At 36.0% G+C, this 16,872-nt stretch carries 17 protein-coding genes; 5 read left to right on the top strand and 12 right to left on the bottom strand.

From position 1 onward, the window contains the following. A complete protein-coding gene (locus QH639_RS16555; RefSeq protein ID WP_131521723.1) occupies positions 1 to 873 on the bottom strand; it encodes a mechanosensitive ion channel family protein in 873 nt (290 codons plus the stop codon). Between the two features lie 91 nt (positions 874 to 964). On the opposite strand from QH639_RS16555, the gene yyaC reads away from it, so the two are divergent. After that, positions 965 to 1,597, top strand: a complete 633-nt coding sequence (yyaC, locus tag QH639_RS16550) for a spore protease YyaC (protein ID WP_281114830.1) — start codon at positions 965 to 967, stop codon at positions 1,595 to 1,597. On the opposite strand, the gene QH639_RS16545 is transcribed toward yyaC, so the two are convergent. From QH639_RS16545 to rpmH, 11 genes are all read right to left on the bottom strand, one after another. Continuing rightward, complete coding sequence (locus QH639_RS16545) at positions 1,517 to 2,230, bottom strand: DUF554 domain-containing protein (RefSeq protein ID WP_259420008.1); 714 nt, start codon at positions 2,228 to 2,230, stop codon at positions 1,517 to 1,519. The genes yyaC and QH639_RS16545 overlap by 81 nt on opposite strands. A 78-nt stretch (positions 2,231 to 2,308) precedes the next feature. Beyond that, a complete protein-coding gene (locus QH639_RS16540) occupies positions 2,309 to 3,157 on the bottom strand; it encodes a ParB/RepB/Spo0J family partition protein (protein WP_048395218.1) in 849 nt (282 codons plus the stop codon). Further along, positions 3,150 to 3,911: a ParA family protein gene (locus tag QH639_RS16535; RefSeq protein WP_048395216.1), complete on the bottom strand. Its 762-nt coding sequence runs from the start codon at positions 3,909 to 3,911 to the stop codon at positions 3,150 to 3,152. The genes QH639_RS16540 and QH639_RS16535 overlap by 8 nt, the downstream gene beginning before the upstream one ends. Positions 3,912 to 4,134: 223 nt before the next feature. After that, positions 4,135 to 5,034: a nucleoid occlusion protein gene (gene noc, locus QH639_RS16530; RefSeq protein ID WP_131521720.1), complete on the bottom strand. Its 900-nt coding sequence runs from the start codon at positions 5,032 to 5,034 to the stop codon at positions 4,135 to 4,137. Between the two features lie 179 nt (positions 5,035 to 5,213). After that, positions 5,214 to 5,930 carry a 16S rRNA (guanine(527)-N(7))-methyltransferase RsmG gene (gene rsmG, locus QH639_RS16525; RefSeq protein ID WP_131521719.1) on the bottom strand — a complete coding sequence of 239 codons (717 nt, stop codon included), beginning with the start codon at positions 5,928 to 5,930 and terminating at the stop codon, positions 5,214 to 5,216. Between the two features lie 115 nt (positions 5,931 to 6,045). Continuing rightward, positions 6,046 to 7,938: a tRNA uridine-5-carboxymethylaminomethyl(34) synthesis enzyme MnmG gene (mnmG, locus tag QH639_RS16520; protein WP_259420006.1), complete on the bottom strand. Its 1,893-nt coding sequence runs from the start codon at positions 7,936 to 7,938 to the stop codon at positions 6,046 to 6,048. A gap of 27 nt (positions 7,939 to 7,965) precedes the next feature. Then, the gene (gene mnmE, locus QH639_RS16515) at positions 7,966 to 9,351 is read right to left on the bottom strand and encodes a tRNA uridine-5-carboxymethylaminomethyl(34) synthesis GTPase MnmE (protein WP_131521717.1); all 1,386 of its coding nucleotides are present in this window, start codon (positions 9,349 to 9,351) and stop codon (positions 7,966 to 7,968) included. Positions 9,352 to 9,596: 245 nt separating this feature from the next. After that, on the bottom strand, positions 9,597 to 10,400 hold the full coding sequence (jag, locus tag QH639_RS16510; RefSeq protein ID WP_131521716.1) for an RNA-binding cell elongation regulator Jag/EloR: 804 nt from the start codon (positions 10,398 to 10,400) through the stop codon (positions 9,597 to 9,599). Beyond that, complete coding sequence (gene yidC, locus QH639_RS16505) at positions 10,397 to 11,167, bottom strand: membrane protein insertase YidC (RefSeq protein WP_025115704.1); 771 nt, start codon at positions 11,165 to 11,167, stop codon at positions 10,397 to 10,399. The genes jag and yidC overlap by 4 nt, the downstream gene beginning before the upstream one ends. A 374-nt stretch (positions 11,168 to 11,541) precedes the next feature. Continuing rightward, a complete protein-coding gene (gene rnpA / locus QH639_RS16500) occupies positions 11,542 to 11,886 on the bottom strand; it encodes a ribonuclease P protein component (protein WP_048395204.1) in 345 nt (114 codons plus the stop codon). A gap of 100 nt (positions 11,887 to 11,986) precedes the next feature. Further along, on the bottom strand, positions 11,987 to 12,121 hold the full coding sequence (gene rpmH / locus QH639_RS16495; protein ID WP_004233310.1) for a 50S ribosomal protein L34: 135 nt from the start codon (positions 12,119 to 12,121) through the stop codon (positions 11,987 to 11,989). Between the two features lie 546 nt (positions 12,122 to 12,667). Here rpmH and dnaA point away from each other — a divergent pair. From dnaA to recF, 4 genes are all read left to right on the top strand, one after another. After that, the gene (gene dnaA / locus QH639_RS16490; protein ID WP_369700628.1) at positions 12,668 to 14,062 is read left to right on the top strand and encodes a chromosomal replication initiator protein DnaA; all 1,395 of its coding nucleotides are present in this window, start codon (positions 12,668 to 12,670) and stop codon (positions 14,060 to 14,062) included. Between the two features lie 169 nt (positions 14,063 to 14,231). Then, entirely contained in the window at positions 14,232 to 15,368 is a 1,137-nt protein-coding gene (gene dnaN / locus QH639_RS16485; RefSeq protein ID WP_131521715.1) for a DNA polymerase III subunit beta, read from the top strand. 113 nt (positions 15,369 to 15,481) lie between these two features. Continuing rightward, positions 15,482 to 15,706 (top strand): S4 domain-containing protein YaaA, encoded by a 225-nt coding sequence (yaaA, locus tag QH639_RS16480; RefSeq protein ID WP_131521714.1) that lies wholly within the window; start codon positions 15,482 to 15,484, stop codon positions 15,704 to 15,706. Positions 15,707 to 15,709: 3 nt separating this feature from the next. After that, complete coding sequence (recF, locus tag QH639_RS16475; RefSeq protein ID WP_237898972.1) at positions 15,710 to 16,825, top strand: DNA replication/repair protein RecF; 1,116 nt, start codon at positions 15,710 to 15,712, stop codon at positions 16,823 to 16,825. Positions 16,826 to 16,872 lie beyond the last annotated feature (47 nt).

Here is a 16,872-nt window from a genome sequence, read left to right as displayed (position 1 = left end):
TTACACACTTCTCCCCTCATCTTTGCCATAGAACATCATTTTTGGATAGACCATTGGTATATTATTTTCTTCAAAGAGTTTCGTAATATCGCGGCGTATGGTACGTGCTACTCCATATTGTTGCTGCGGTAATGTTTCAGCAACTATACGAATGGTTACTTCTGTCCCTTTAACATTTTGCACACCTAGAAATACTGGAGCTGCAATTAATTCTTTATGCATCTTAGGCAATGTCTCTAAATACTTATTAATAATCCCTTCTGCTTTCTCAAAGTCAGCATCCGTGGCCATTTGTAAATCTATAAAAATTTTGGAGTTGTTAACAGAATAATTGACGACTTCGCCTATGGCACCATTGGGAATGATGAACTGTTCACCAGTAGCACCATTAATTTTTGTTGTACGTAAGCCAATTTCTACAACTGTACCTTCTGCAGCATTTATTTTTATATAATCGCCTACACCAAACTGGTCTTCAAAAATAATAAAGAATCCAGTAATAACATCCTTTACTAAGCTTTGAGCTCCAAAACCTATTGCTAAACCAACAATTCCTGCACCCGCTAATAAACCTGCTACCTTAATATTTAAGGAAGAAAGTATACCAATGATTGCAGAGAAATAAACGACATACGAAATCACACTTTGTAATAATCTTGAAATTGTTCGTTGGCGTCGGTCTGAGTGGCTCAATGGTGAACGCATACGGATTAAAAACACTTTTTTAATAAATTTTTTACCTAATTTTACAGCGATCCACGATACTAATAGAATGAGCAAAATTTCTATAGATGCATCAATAACCTTTTCCCAAAGATCCTCAGATGTGAGCTTGTCCCAGTATTTCTCCATTAACTTTTTATTCTTTTCCATCATTACCACCTCTTGAATAACTTGCTAAAAATTTGCGTATACTGCATAAAAATTGAGCACTTCTAAAAATAAAAAGAAAGTGAGTTTTTTTATGAATACTATACCAAATTTGTTACTACCTTATTCCCTTCATCATGAGAGTAAAAATGCTGTTTGGCAATTAAGTACATTATTTTTAGAACATATACCGTTTCATCATGAAAGACTAATTTTTTGTTGTATTGGCAGTGACCGATGTACGGGAGATACACTTGGTCCATTAACTGGTAGCTTTTTAAAAAAATCTGTTAGCTTTCCTTATGAAATTGTAGGTTCCTTAGAAGATCCTTTACATGCTCTAAACCTAGATTCTACAATGCAACAGCTACACAATCATACTACAAAACCATTCATTATTGCGATTGATGCCTGTCTCGGCAGTGAGCAAAATGTTGGTCATATTTCAGTTCAAAGTGGACCCATTTTTCCTGGAAAAGCTGTAAAAAAAGAATTACCCCCAATTGGAGACATTTCCGTGAAAGGAATCGTCAATATTGGAGGCTTTATGGAAATGCTTGTTTTACAAAATACCAGACTTCATATTTCTTATGCAATGGCTGAAAAGCTTTCAAGAGCATTATTACTAGCTGCTCATCGTTATTCACTAAAAAATGTAGAAGATAGCCACCATAATACCAACAATAACGATACCTGGCAGCAAGTTAGCAGCTTTGATCTTAGCTAAACCTGCAATGTTTAACCCTATTGCCATAATCATAACCCCGCCAACAGCCGTCATTTCTGTAATGAACATTTGTAGTGCTGCATCAGGGATAAAGGAACTTATAACACCTGCAAAAAGAGCTATTAATCCTTGATAAACAAAGACAGGTACAGCGGATAGCATTACACCTATACCTAATGTCGATGCTAGAATAATGGATGTAAATCCATCTATTAATCCTTTAGTAATGAGTACATTATGATCATTACGAAGACCACTATCAAGAGCACCTATAACAGCCATTGATCCTACAACAAAAATTAGTGAGGCAGTGACAAAGCCCTCTGCTATGCTAATTTGATTTTGGTCATCCCGTTTTGTACGAAATAAACTCTCTACCCATTTACCAAGACGATTCATTTGTTTATCTAAATCTAACCACTCACCTACTACTGTACCTACCACTAAACTTACTACCAATATAATAAAATTATCACTTTCAAAGCCCATTTTTATCCCTAATAATGTGACGGCTAAACCAATAATAGAAAGAACCGTAGATTTCATAGATTCAGGGATATTTTTAAAAATGCGCCCTACTAATGCTCCTACTATAATTAACACAGCATTTATCAATGCCCCTAGTAATACCACACTTAAGCCTTCTTTCTCTCTAAAAAATAGAGAGCGCCTATTTGCTTGGCGCTCTGATTAAGTTATAGAAATATTATTTTATTCTTCCTGTATGTTTAATATTTCCAATATTCGCTCTAAATCATCTTCAGAATAAAATTCAATTTCTATTTTCCCTTTATTGCTTGTTTTCTTTATTTGAACATTTGTTCCAAAGTAGTCTCGTAATTGAGACTCCTTTGCAGTTACAAAGATATCTTTTTTCTTAGGAGGGATTGTTTCACGTGAAACTTCTTCATTTAAGTTTTGCACTAATAATTCAACTTGACGTACATTCAATCCTAGATTTATTACCTTATTAGCCACTTCTGATATTCTTCTTTTATTTTTTAAGCCGAGTAATGCCCGTCCCTGCCCCATCGATAAAGTTCCATCATTCATCAATTTACGTACATCTTCTGGTAATGCCAGTAGCCGAACGTGATTGGCAATATGTGGTCTACTTTTTCCTAATCGCTTCGATAACTCCTCCTGAGTTAAATGTAAGTTTTCCATTAAACTCTGATAGGCTTCTGCTTCTTCAATAACAGTTAAATCCTCACGTTGGAGGTTTTCTAAAATAGCAAGCTCCATCATTTGTGCATCTGATAGCTCTTTTATAATGACAGGAATAACCTCGAGGCCAGCTAATAGACAAGCTCTGTAACGACGCTCTCCCGCAACAATTTCAAACTTGCGTGCTTTTTTACGTACAGCAATTGGCTGCAAAATTCCATGTTCTTTAATAGAATCAGCTAATTCTTGTAAACTTTCTTCATCAAAAATTTTACGTGGCTGAAATGGGTTCGCAACAATTAAATCTAATTGGATTTCTTCCACTTGACCACTGTGTTCTAAAGACTCTCCTGGAAATAATGCCCCAATACCCTTTCCTAGACCTTTAGCCATTTTTAATCACTTCCCTCGCCATCTCTAAATAAACTTCTGCACCTCTAGATTTTGCATCATAAGTGATGATTGGTTGACCATGACTTGGTGCCTCACTTAATCGCACATTACGGGGGATTATTGTTTTATATACTTTATCTTGGAAATATTTTTTCACTTCCTCAATAACTTGTAAGCCTAAGTTTGTGCGTGCATCTAGCATTGTTAATAAAACGCCATCGATGTAAAGCTGTTGATTCAAATGCTTTTGAACGAGGCGAACTGTTGATAGTAATTGACTTAACCCTTCCAATGCATAATATTCACATTGTACAGGAATAATAAGCGCATCTGAAGCTGTTAACGCATTGATTGTTAAAAGCCCTAAAGATGGTGGACAGTCAATAATTATATAATCGAAATCCTCTTTCACATTTTGTAAGGCATGTTTTAAACGTACTTCTCGGGAAATAGTCGAAACCAATTCAATTTCTGCACCTGCAAGTGAGATTGTTGCTGGCACGATAGATAAATTTTCTACATTTGTTTTTTGAATGACATTTTGAACATCTTCATCATCAATGAGCACATCATAAATGCAACCCTGTATTTCCCCTTTATTAATACCAAGTCCACTTGTTGTATTCCCCTGCGGATCAGTATCAATTAAAAGCACTTTCTTACCTAAGTATGCTAGGCAAGCGCTCAAATTGACCGAAGTTGTTGTTTTACCTACGCCACCCTTTTGATTGGCGATTGCTATAATTCTACCCATTTAAAAGCACCTGCTTTCATCTATCAAAGTTTACTTTGACAAATCATTTGTAAAATCACTATTTAATCCGCTATCTAACTTTCATTCTATCAAAAAATTTGAAGAGAGTTGTATAAAATATTAAGAATAAATACAAAAAAGGAGATATCTCTATAAACCTTCTGAGATATCTCCCTTGTACAGTGATAAATTTGATCATAAATTATTTTTCCAAAATAATTTATTACACTTTTTTCTTTTTAGGAATCTTCACTGTAATTTGATAGTATTCTTCTGTATCTTCTTCTTCTGTTTTCACCGTAATCCCACTTTTCGTTACCATCGTTAACGACTGTTTGATGGTATTCAAAGCAATACGCACATCTTTACTTATAGCTTTACGTTTCGGCCTAGCTTTCTTTGGAATGGATTCTTCCTGCTCATCAGCTACAGGATGTAATATAGCTTGGATTTGCTCCTCTAACTGTCGCACATTCCAATCATTTTCAATTGCTAGCTGTAAAATTTCTAGTTGCAATGGTTGATCTTTAATAGCAATTAATGCACGTGCATGTCGTTCAGATATTTTCCGCTTCAAAATAGCTTGCTGTACTTCATCTGGCAGCCTTAATAAACGTAATTTGTTGGCTACAGTGGATTGTCCTTTTCCAAGTCTTTGGGCAAGTGCTTCCTGTGTTAGCTCATGAAGCTCTAATAATTTTTGATAGGCTACCGCTTCTTCAATTGCAGTTAACTCTTCACGCTGCAAGTTCTCTATTAACGCAATAGATGCTGTTTCCTTATCAGTTAAATTACGTACAATAGCAGGGACCTCTGTCCATTGTAGCTTTTTCATCGCTCGATAACGACGCTCACCAGCAATAATTTCATATTGATTGTCTGATGTTTTACGTACAACAATTGGCTGAATCACACCATGTGTATGAATGGTTCTTGATAATTCTTCAATTTTTTCATCATCAAAAATAGTACGTGGCTGAAAACGGTTAGGTACAATTTGATCAATAGGCAACTTTATGACTTCTTCCGCTGCATGAACCGCCTCTGCTTGTTCTACTTCATTTTTCACAATAGGCTCTGTTTTACTTCCGCCTCCAAAAAAACGTGAAAAAGGACTTTTCATCCAAGTGGCACCACCTTTAAGTAACTATCTTGCTCTGTGTCATTCTATTATTATTTATTATATTTCTTTAAATGTATATAGTTCATAGATGTCTTTTGCGTGAACCATCCATAACTAGTATGTATGCTCAAAATAGAAAAAATATTTTCCACTTTGAGAAGTTTCACATGAAACACTAATTATTGAATCGGTGTTTTATTTGGTACACCTGGCTTACGCGGATATTTTTTCGGTGTTCCTTTTATTTTATCAAATATATATAAAATGCGTTCACTTTCTTCAACAGGTAGCTTGAAAGAAAATTCCTCTCTCAGTTTAACACCTAATGTTGTTAAAGCTTTTTTAGCATCCTTTAGTTCTTCTGCCCCAGCTGCGGCTTTTAAAGCAACAAAATATCCATCTTGTTTTGCTAAAGGTACACATAACTCTGCTAGAACTGATAAACGAGCTACAGCACGTGCTGTTACTACATCAAATTGTTCACGGTAATTTAAATTTTGGCCAAACTCTTCCGCTCGAGCATGTACAAAATGCATATTCTCTAATTGTAACTCATCACTTAAATGATTTAAAAAGGTAATTCTTTTATTTAAAGAGTCGACAATTGTAACTTGTAAATGTGGGAAACAGATTTTAATTGGGATACTTGGGAAACCAGCTCCTGCCCCAACATCACAAACAGTTATGACTTTTGAAAAATCAAAGTAAAATGAAGGACTAATCGAATCGAAGAAATGCTTTAAATACACGCCTTCTAAATCTGTAATGGCAGTTAAATTCATCTTTTCATTCCACTCAACAAGTAATTCAAAATACTTTTTAAATTGAGCAATCTGTATATCAGAAAGTTCGATACCTTTCTCTTTCAGAGCCTCAATAAATTGTTGTTCGTTCATGTAAAGTCTCCTTTGTTGATCTAGCTATACAACTCCAACTAATAGTATAGCCTTAAAAATAGGAAGCGGGCACAATGGTATGCCCGCCTCTTATTCACTTTACTGTTGTTGATGATCAGCTGCTTACTTTCGCAATTTTACCTTGTTCAATATAAACAAGCAGAATTGAAATATCAGCTGGATTAACACCAGAAATACGAGAGGCTTGCGCAATAGACAGTGGTGTAACTTGTTTTAATTTTTGACGCGCTTCTGTTGCTAAACCTGAAATAGCATCGTAATCAATATTCTCAGGAATTTTTTTGTTTTCCATTTTGTGTAGTTTCTCTACCTGTTGCAATGCTTTTTCGATATAGCCTTCATATTTAAGCTGAATTTCAATTTGTTCTTTCACTTCATCCGCTAATTCGATTTCTGCCGGAATTAAAGAAGCAATTAACTCATAATGCATTTCAGGGCGTTTTAATAGATCTGCACCACGAATACCGTCTTTTAATTCACTACCACCAACAGAGCGAATAACAGATTGTGTCGCTTCATTTGGCTTAATAATGACTTCACGAAGACGTGCAATTTCATTTTCAATCAGCTCTTTTTTCTCATTGAAACTAGCATATCTTTCTTGTGGAATCATCCCCATATGATAAGCTAACTCTACTAATCGTAGATCTGCATTATCGTGACGTAATAGTAAACGATACTCTGCACGAGATGTTAATAAACGATATGGCTCATTTGTTCCTTTAGTCACTAGGTCATCGATCAAAACGCCAATATAAGCATCCGAACGGCTTAAAATTAATTCGTCTTTACCTAGTACATTAGCAGCAGCATTCATGCCCGCCATTAAGCCTTGTGCGGCAGCTTCTTCATAGCCAGATGTACCGTTAATTTGACCTGCTGTATATAAGCCTTTAATACGTTTGGTTTCTAAAGTTGGCCATAATTGTGTTGGCACAATTGAATCGTACTCAATAGCATAACCAGCACGCATCATTTCCGCATTCTCTAAGCCAGGTATAGATTTTAGTAAACGTGTTTGAACATGCTCTGGTAGGCTTGTTGACAAACCTTGAACATAAACCTCACGTGTATTGCGGCCTTCTGGCTCTAAGAAGATTTGGTGTCTTGGCTTATCATTAAAACGTACAACTTTATCTTCAATAGATGGGCAATAACGTGGACCTGTCCCTTTAATCATCCCTGAATACATCGGTGAAAGATGTAAATTTGCTTCAATAATTTCATGAGTTTCAGGGCTTGTGTATGTTAACCAGCAAGGTAGCTGATCCATGATGAATTCAGTTGTTTCAAAACTAAATGCACGTGGAACATCATCTCCTGGTTGAATCTCTGTTTTGTCATAATTTATTGTACGATTATTCACACGTGGTGGTGTACCTGTTTTAAATCGAACTAGATCAAAACCTAGCTCTTTTAAATTATCAGCTAAGCGAATTGACGGTTGTTGGTTATTAGGTCCACTTGAATATTTAATATCACCAATAATGATTTCACCACGTAGGAAAGTACCTGTTGTCACGACAACTGTTTTAGCACGATAAACGGCACCAATTTGTGTAATGACCCCTTTTACTTCCCCATCCTCAATAATTAACTCTTCAACCATTCCTTGATGGATTGTTAAGTTTGGTGTTTCCTCTAATACTCGTTTCATTTCTTGTTGATACAAAACTTTGTCCGCTTGAGCGCGCAATGCACGTACAGCTGGGCCTTTCCCTGTATTCAACATTCGCATTTGAATATGCGTTTTATCTATCACTTTCCCCATGACGCCTCCTAAAGCGTCAATCTCACGTACGACAATTCCTTTGGCAGGACCACCAATAGATGGATTACATGGCATAAATGCAATCATATCTAAATTGATTGTTAGCATTAATGTGTTAGCACCCATTTTAGCTGCGGCATGTGCAGCTTCTGAACCTGCATGACCAGCACCAATCACAATCACATCAAACGTGCCTGCCTCATATTTTGTTGGCATGCTCGTACCTTCCTTTCTTTCTGAAAATTATTTTCCTAAACAGAACTGAGAAAATAGTTGATTGATGAGGCTTTCTTGAACAGTATCACCAATGATTTCGCCAAGTATTTCCCATGTTCTTGTTACATCAATTTGTACCATATCAACTGGTACACCGTTCTGTGCAGCTGCTATTGCATCTTCTACCGTTGCTTGTGCTTGGTGTAGAAGGGCAATGTGTCTTGCGTTTGAAACATATGTTAAATCGCCCGCTTCGATTTGTCCCTCAAAGAACAATGCAGCAATGGCTTCTTCTAGCTCTGTAATACCTTCCTCTTGTAGCAGAGAAGTTGTTACAATGCGATGCTCACCAGCTAATTCTTTGACACGAGCCAAATCAATTTTTTGCGGTAAATCTGTTTTATTGACAATAACGATGTAATCCATCGCTTCAATTGTTTCGAATAGACGCTCATCCTCAGCAGTTAATTCATCTGCATAGTTTAATACAAACAGAATTAAATCAGCTCCACGAAGAGCTTCCCGTGAGCGTTCTACTCCAATTCGTTCAACAATATCTTCTGTTTCCCGAATACCCGCTGTATCCACTAAACGAAGTGGAACACCTCGGACATTGACGTACTCCTCTATAATATCACGAGTAGTCCCTGCAATATCTGTCACTATGGCCTTATTTTCTTGTACTAAGCTATTTAATAGTGAAGATTTTCCTACATTCGGACGACCTAAAATAACTGTTGATAATCCCTCACGTAAAATTTTTCCTTGAGAAGATGTTTGCAAAAGTTTTATAATTTCATTTTTTACCCATGTACATTTCTCTACTAATACAGGTACAGTCATTTCTTCTACATCATCATACTCTGGATAATCTATATTAACCTCTACTTGGGCTAATGTCTCTAGTAAAGCTTGGCGCAAATCACCAATAAGTCTCGATAATTTTCCATCCATTTGACCCAGCGCCACATTCATCGCACGATCTGTTTTAGCTCTTATCAAATCCATTACTGCTTCAGCCTGTGATAAATCAATACGTCCATTTAAAAAGGCACGTTTTGTGAATTCACCTGGCTCAGCTAATCTTGCTCCATTTGTTAAAGCAAGTTGCAACACGCGTTTGACTGAAACTAATCCACCATGACAGTTTATTTCAACTACATCCTCACGTGTGAATGTTTTTGGCCCACGCATCAGTGATAGCATTACTTCCTCTACTACCTCATTAGACTTAGGATCGACTAAATGTCCATAATGAATAGTGTGCGAATCTTTCGTTGTTAAACTTTTACCCCCGGGTGATTTGAATATTTTGTCTGCAATCGTCACAGCCTCGTCTCCGCTTAAACGAACGATGGCTATGGCACCTTCACCCATCGGTGTGGATATCGCAGCAATTGTATCGAACTCCATTTAATGACCTCCTCAACGTTATCCACATGTGGATAATCAAAACCGACCAATACTTACTAACACCTTAGACTAACATATTTTCAGCAAAATCTAAAGTAAGGATCATTTCCAAATGTGGATAAAATCAATTTTTCGCTAATCCTATTTTCGACAAAATTTGCTATGTTTCATTAAAAAAGGTCATTTTATCTAAAAGATAAAATGACCTTTCAAAATATATTGTCTGTATGATTATGTGAAACCGTCTAATTATTTTTTACTGGTTCTATTACTAAATAACGATTAGGCTCCGTACCTTCTGAATACGTTTCAAGATCTAGACGATTTGCTAATTGATTATGAATTATCTTCCGTTCGTAAGACGGCATTGGTTCAAATGCCACACGTTGATTTAAGCGTAATGCTTTATCCGCCATTCGATCCGCAAGTAATTCTAAAGCTACTTGTCGACGCTCGCGATAGTTTTCTACATCTAGTTTCACCATTAAGAACTGCTTTGCGCTTTTATTTAATACGAGTTGCGTTAATTGCTGTAAGGAATTTAATGTTTGACCTCGTTTCCCTATAAGCAGGGCAGCTTTCTCGCTTTTTAGTTGAAATAATACATATTTCCCTTCGCGTGTCGTAGCAATTTCAAGATCATGAATAGCCAATTGTTCAGCGATACTACTTAAATAAGCCTTTGCCTCTTCAATTGGATTTGCGGAGTCTCCATCCTCAGCTTGTTCTTTAACGACTTGTTGAACTTCTTCCATTTCACTTGGTTGTTCAGAAACTTGTGAACTTAGTGTTTCAACATCATCTAATTCTATTGGTTCATATAATTGAGTTACTACCTGCAATTGCGCATTGTCGCTTTCAATTGTCGGAACCTGAACTTCTTTTACTGTTACACGTACCTCTGCAGAACGTGCCCCAAAACCTAAAAATCCTTTTTTACCTTCTTGTAAAACTTCAACATCTACTTGTTCACGGGTTTTGCCAAGTTTCTGTAACGCCAATGAGATCGCTTCTTGTGTTGTTGCGCCTATTTGCGTAAGTTGTTTCACTTTTTAGCCCCTCCATTTTGAGCAGGTTGTGTTTTATCTTTATTCCAAGGTTTATAAATGTACAAGTTTTGGAAAATCGAAATAATGTTTCCGATTACCCAGTATAATGATAATGCAGCTGGTAAGGCCATACCAAAACCAATAATCATGAATGGCATAATATACATCATAATTTTCATTTGAGGATTATCCATGGCTGGTCCTGTACGTAATACGATAAATTGCATTAAGCCAGCTGTAATAGCTAATGCAGGTGCAGGATCTGCTAGCGGGAAGATAAAGAAATTCCCTAAATCAAATGTTGATGTTGCATTCATACGGCTAATTGCATGATAGAAACCAATTAAGATTGGCATTTGAATGATTACTGGTAAGCATCCTGCAAGAGGATTTACTCCAGATTCACTCATTAACTTCATCATTTCTTGCTGATATTGTTGTTGTGTCTGAGCATCCTTAGAAGCATACTTCTTTTGCAGTTCCTTCAATTTTGGTTGAATTTCTTGCATCTTTTTAGAACTCTTTGTTTGTTTGATCATCAATGGCAAAATTGCTAAACGAATAATAATCGTTACGGCAATGATCCCCCATGCATACGTACCTAGTAGATCAGCAAAGTATTTTATTGCTGATACCAACGGCCAAACAATGAATTCATTCCAGAAGCCTGTGCTATCTTTGGAAATTGGTTCATTGAATTCTGTACAACCAGAAAGTAGTAAGGCTACCGATACTAGTGACAAAATTACCCAATGTTGTTTTTTCAACCTTCTTCCCCCTACAATTACTATTCACTTTTTCTTATTCTATATGCTTCTTTTTTGTACCGACAGTTTCCTATCACATAATCGGTTAAATGTCAGTAGCCTTATCTTTATTTCAGTCCACTTTTGAGAGTCCAAGATGAAGATAAAGTTATCAGTTATTTTATCATGCCAATAACATTCACTCTACTAAATATTCTAACTGCACACACTTATTCCTAAGATAAGTTGTGAATTTTACATATTTTTAAGTGAAAACTCCCGCCTTAAATACCCCCATGTGTATAATTCCCTTATATATAATTTTATGCAAAATTATATATTATCTACTCTATTGCTAACAGTACAGGCGTAATTTCACCACTTGGTTGCATACATTACACTTTTTTCATTACCTTTGCGATTCGTAGTACATGCTGCAAACTTTGTTTCACTTCATGAAAATCCATAGTGGCCGCCGGATGTCTGGCGATAATAACATAATCCATATTCGGCTTTAGCTCATCTTTTAATTCATGAATACTTTGTCGAATATAGCGTTTTACTTGGTTGCGTGTTACCGCATTCCCAAGCTTCTTACTAACTGATAAACCTACACGAAATTCCGTTTGTCCCTCTTTTACTAAAAAATAAACAACAAACTGACGATTAGCGAAAGATTTACCTTTTTTAAACACCTTTTGAAAATCATCATTCTTCTTCACTCGTTGGCGTTTTTTCATTTCTTTCACCTGCTATTAGATAATATCTTTTGATCCTCATTTCTAGGTTTACCAAAAATAAAGAAAAAAAAGACCACTGATGTGGCTCAGTGGACTTATTTTATGCTGATAAAACTTTTCTTCCTTTACGACGACGAGCAGCAAGAACTTTGCGACCGTTTTTCGTGCTCATACGTGCGCGGAAACCGTGTACTTTGCTGTGCTTACGTTTTTTTGGTTGGTAAGTACGTTTCATTTATATAGACACCTCCTGATATGAGTTGAATTTTTCAACATACAGACTCGAATATTATATAAAGTATCTAGTTATTTTGTCAATGAATTTCACAAATTTCTTTTAATCGGTCGAACTATCTATATATTCTTTCTCAATTTCCTAGTGTTCGGATCTCTACTAGAAATAATTTTTCTACATAAACATAAAAAATATTTATCCACAGAGTACTTGTTTTTTTCACACAGAGTTGTGTATAGTATTTTTTGCATTATTTTTTATCCACAACATTTATCTACAGGTTTCTCACATAAGCAGTGCTTGTGGACAACTATAAAGTGCATAACTGCAAGCTATGTGGATAAGTTTCACAAACTATTGAAATAGCTTTGTTTTTCTGATACGATTACTGTGCTTCACTTTGTTGAAAACTAAAACGAACATTTTAATTATCCACAACTGTTAATATGCTGTGGATAATTTTCATCACAGCCTTTGGTTAACTTTTATCCACAACTTGTGATTATGTGGACGAGTTATAAAATGAACGTATTTACAATTCTATAAATGCGATTTTTTTTTGTATTGAACACTGTAAAGGAGATTAGCAGCTTGGAACATTTAGAAGAACTATGGAACAATGTCCTGGCTCAAGTTGAACAAAAAATTTCTAAACCAAGCTTCGAAACGTGGCTAAAGTCTACGAAGTTACTATCTTACAATGGTAGTGGGTCCACTGTGACAATTGCTGCGCCAAATTCGTTTGCTCGAGACTGGCTTGAAAATCATTATATTCATTTGATTACAGGTATATTAACGGAGCTAACAGGCGAAGACTTGCTTATTAAATTTGTTGTTCAAAAAAACCAGGATTCGGACGATTTTGATTTGCCAGCGCCGATTATCCAAGCAAAAAATAATGAACATCATGATATTTCACCAGGTATGTTAAACCCGAAATATACTTTTGATACGTTTGTTATTGGCTCTGGTAACCGCTTTGCACATGCAGCTTCGCTAGCTGTAGCTGAAGCACCTGCTAAGGCATACAATCCATTCTTTATTTATGGGGGAGTAGGGCTAGGTAAAACGCACTTAATGCATGCTATTGGTCATTATGTATTAGAGCATAATCCAAATGCAAAAGTAGTGTACTTATCATCCGAGAAATTTACAAATGAATTTATTAACTCAATTCGTGATAACAAAGCACTTGATTTTCGCAATAAGTACCGCAACGTGGATGTACTGCTAATTGATGATATTCAATTCCTTGCTGGAAAAGAATCAACTCAAGAAGAATTTTTCCACACTTTTAATACTTTACATGAAGAATCCAAACAAATTGTTATTTCAAGTGACCGACCTCCTAAGGAGATCCCAACTTTAGAAGATCGGCTCCGTTCACGTTTCGAGTGGGGGTTAATAACTGATATTGCGCCACCCGATTTGGAAACACGTATCGCTATTTTGCGTAAAAAAGCAAAAGCAGACGGTCTAGAGGTACCAAATGAAGTAATGCTTTATATTGCGAACCAGATTGACTCCAATATTAGGGAGCTTGAAGGTGCGCTTATTCGCGTCGTTGCCTACTCATCACTTGTAAACAAAGATATTACAGCGACATTAGCTGCCGAGGCATTGAAGGATATCATTCCAAATTCAAAACCGCGAACAGTGACAATATTAGATATTCAAAATGCAGTAGGGGAACATTTTAGTATACGATTGGAAGATTTCGCTGCCAAAAAACGTACTAAATTAATTGCTTTTCCACGTCAAATCGCTATGTACTTATCACGCGAGTTGACAGATTTTTCGCTGCCCAAAATTGGCGAAGAATTTGGTGGCCGTGATCATACAACTGTCATCCATGCGCACGAAAAAATATCTTCTATGTTGAAAAATGACGTTCAACTTCAACAAGATGTTAAACAAATTCGTAGTATGCTAGGCAAGTAATTGCTGTGGACAAACTAACTATTTAAACACAAACTTATACACAGTCTATCTACATGTGGATAGACTGATTTTATTCATAAAAATACACTTATCCACAAATCCACAGGACCTATTACTATATCTTTTTATTTTATATAAATAAATAATATAAATATGTGAGGGAAAACGAATGAAATTTGATATTTTACGTGACCGTTTATTAGAAGGTTTAAATGATGTCATGAAAGCAGTAAGTTCAAAAACAACTATTCCGATTTTAACTGGGATTAAAATTGACGTAACAGAGGAAGGTATCCGCTTAACTGGTAGTGATGCAGATATAACTATTCAAACATTTATTCCAGTAGAGGAAGATGGACAGCAAATTATTCACATTACAGAAACAGGCTCAATTGTTGTACAAGCACGTATGTTTAATGAAATCGTACGTAAATTACCAACAAACGATGTTGAAATACAAGTAACACCTGGTTTCCAAACGCATATTCGTTCAGGGAAATCGGAATTCCATTTAATTGGCTCAGATGCAGCAGAGTATCCTTTATTACCAGAGCTTACAGAAGATCAAAAATTTACTATTCCTGCTGATCTCTTAAAAACAATTATCCGTGAAACAGTATTCGCTGTTGCCACTTCAGAAAGTAGACCCGTGTTGACAGGTGTAAACTGGCAGATCAAAAATGAAACATTAATCTGTGTTGCAACAGATAGTCATCGTTTAGCAAGACGAAAAGTACAACTCGAAAATTTACCAGAAGTTGAACATAGTGTAGTAATTCCAGGGAAAAGTTTGAATGAATTAAATAAAGTACTTGAAGATTCTACAAATCTTGTCCAAATCGTTATTACAAGTCAGCAAGTATTATTTAAAACTGGTGATGTATTATTCTTCTCTCGCTTACTGGAAGGAAATTATCCTGACACAACTCGTTTAATTCCTGAAGAGTATCAAACAAATGTAACAATTAATGGTAAATCATTATTGCAAGCTATTGACCGTGCATCACTTGTTGCACGAGGAGATCGTAATAATGTTGTCCGTTTTGAAATCCTAGATAACCAAGCAGTTGAGGTTTCTTCTAATTCCCCTGAAATCGGTAAAGTACAAGAAGAAATTCCTGTGGAAGCATTAGAAGGGGATGGTTTGAAAATCTCATTCAGTGCAAAATATATGATGGAAGCATTAAAAGCAATAGATGGACAAGACGTGGTTATTCAATTTACTGGGGCAATGAGACCGTTTATTTTACGTTCCGTTCATGATGATGCTATTTTACAATTAATTTTACCTGTACGAACTTACTAAAGAATATAAGATCTGTTAAGATAGTCGCTCATAGTGACTATCTTTTTTTACTTATGACGTAATTTTAGGTATGATAGAGAGATAGACAGTCTGTATTCGGAGGGGAACACACTATGCAGGACATTAAAATTGATGAGGAGTTCATCACGTTAGGGCAACTTTTAAAAATTACTGATGCCATTAGTTCAGGTGGAATGGCCAAGTGGTTTTTACAAGAACATGCTGTATATGTAAATGGAGAAGTAGACGATCGTCGAGGTCGGAAATTACGTAATGGAGATATTATAAATATTCCTGGATGTGGTCGTTTTCAAATTATAGGACCAACTGGACAATAAATTATGTATATTGAGCAATTAAAACTTACAAATTACCGTAACTATGATGCCTTAGCTTTAAACTTCTCTCCAAAAATTAATGTTTTCATTGGTGAAAATGCACAAGGAAAAACAAATGTTATGGAGTCCATCTATGTTTTAGCAATGGCTAAGTCCCATCGAACAACGAACGATAAAGAATTGATACGTTGGGATTCAGACTATGGTAAAATAGAAGGGGCCGTTAAAAAAAGGCATGGTATTTTACCGATCGAACTTACGATTACAAAGAAAGGTAAAAAGGGCAAGATAAATCATATAGAGCAAAGTCGCCTTAGTCATTATATTGGTCAAATGAATGTCGTTATGTTTGCGCCAGAGGATTTGAACGTTGTAAAGGGAAGTCCGCAAATACGTCGACGTTTTATTGATATGGAGATTGGGCAAATTTCGCCTGTCTATTTACATGATTTATTAACCTTTCAAAAAGTTTTAAAACAACGTAACCATTTTTTAAAAATGAACCAAGGGAAGTCCATGTCCAATGATGTGATGTATGAGGTCTACAATGAACAATATATTCACGCTGCTACCCAAATTATTCGTAAAAGATTTCAATTTATGGATTTATTGCAGGAGTGGGCGGAACCCATACACGCAGGTATATCGCAAGGTAAGGAAACACTGGTTATAAAATATCGTACGGTAGCTGGTATTGAAAAAGAGCACTCTACTAGTGAAATTGAAAATACTTTACATCAAAAATTAATTGAAGCGAGAGAACGTGAATTTGATAGAGGCGTGACATTAGTTGGTCCACACCGAGATGATTTACAGTTTTTAGTGAATGGCTATGATGTACAAACTTATGGTTCACAAGGACAGCAGCGTACTACTGCATTGTCTTTAAAGCTTGCTGAAATTGAATTAATTAAACAAGAAATAAATGAAACACCCATACTACTTTTAGATGATGTTTTATCGGAACTCGATGATTATCGCCAATCGCATTTATTAAATACCATTCAGGGTGAAGTCCAAACCTTTGTTACAACCACTAGTGTGGAGGGAATTCATCATGAAACGATGGAACAGGCTCAACTGTTCCACGTGAAACAAGGTGCGATTGAAAGAAGTTAGCCAGGGTAGTTTTTTAGATTACAAAAAGAATGGTAATAGTCAGCTCG

Source organism: Lysinibacillus sp. 1 U-2021 (genome assembly GCF_029916965.1).
Classification (GTDB): Bacteria; Bacillota; Bacilli; order Bacillales_A; family Planococcaceae; genus Lysinibacillus; species Lysinibacillus capsici.
The sequence above is the reverse complement of the archived record's forward strand: the minus strand, read 5'-3'. Positions and strand labels throughout refer to the sequence as shown.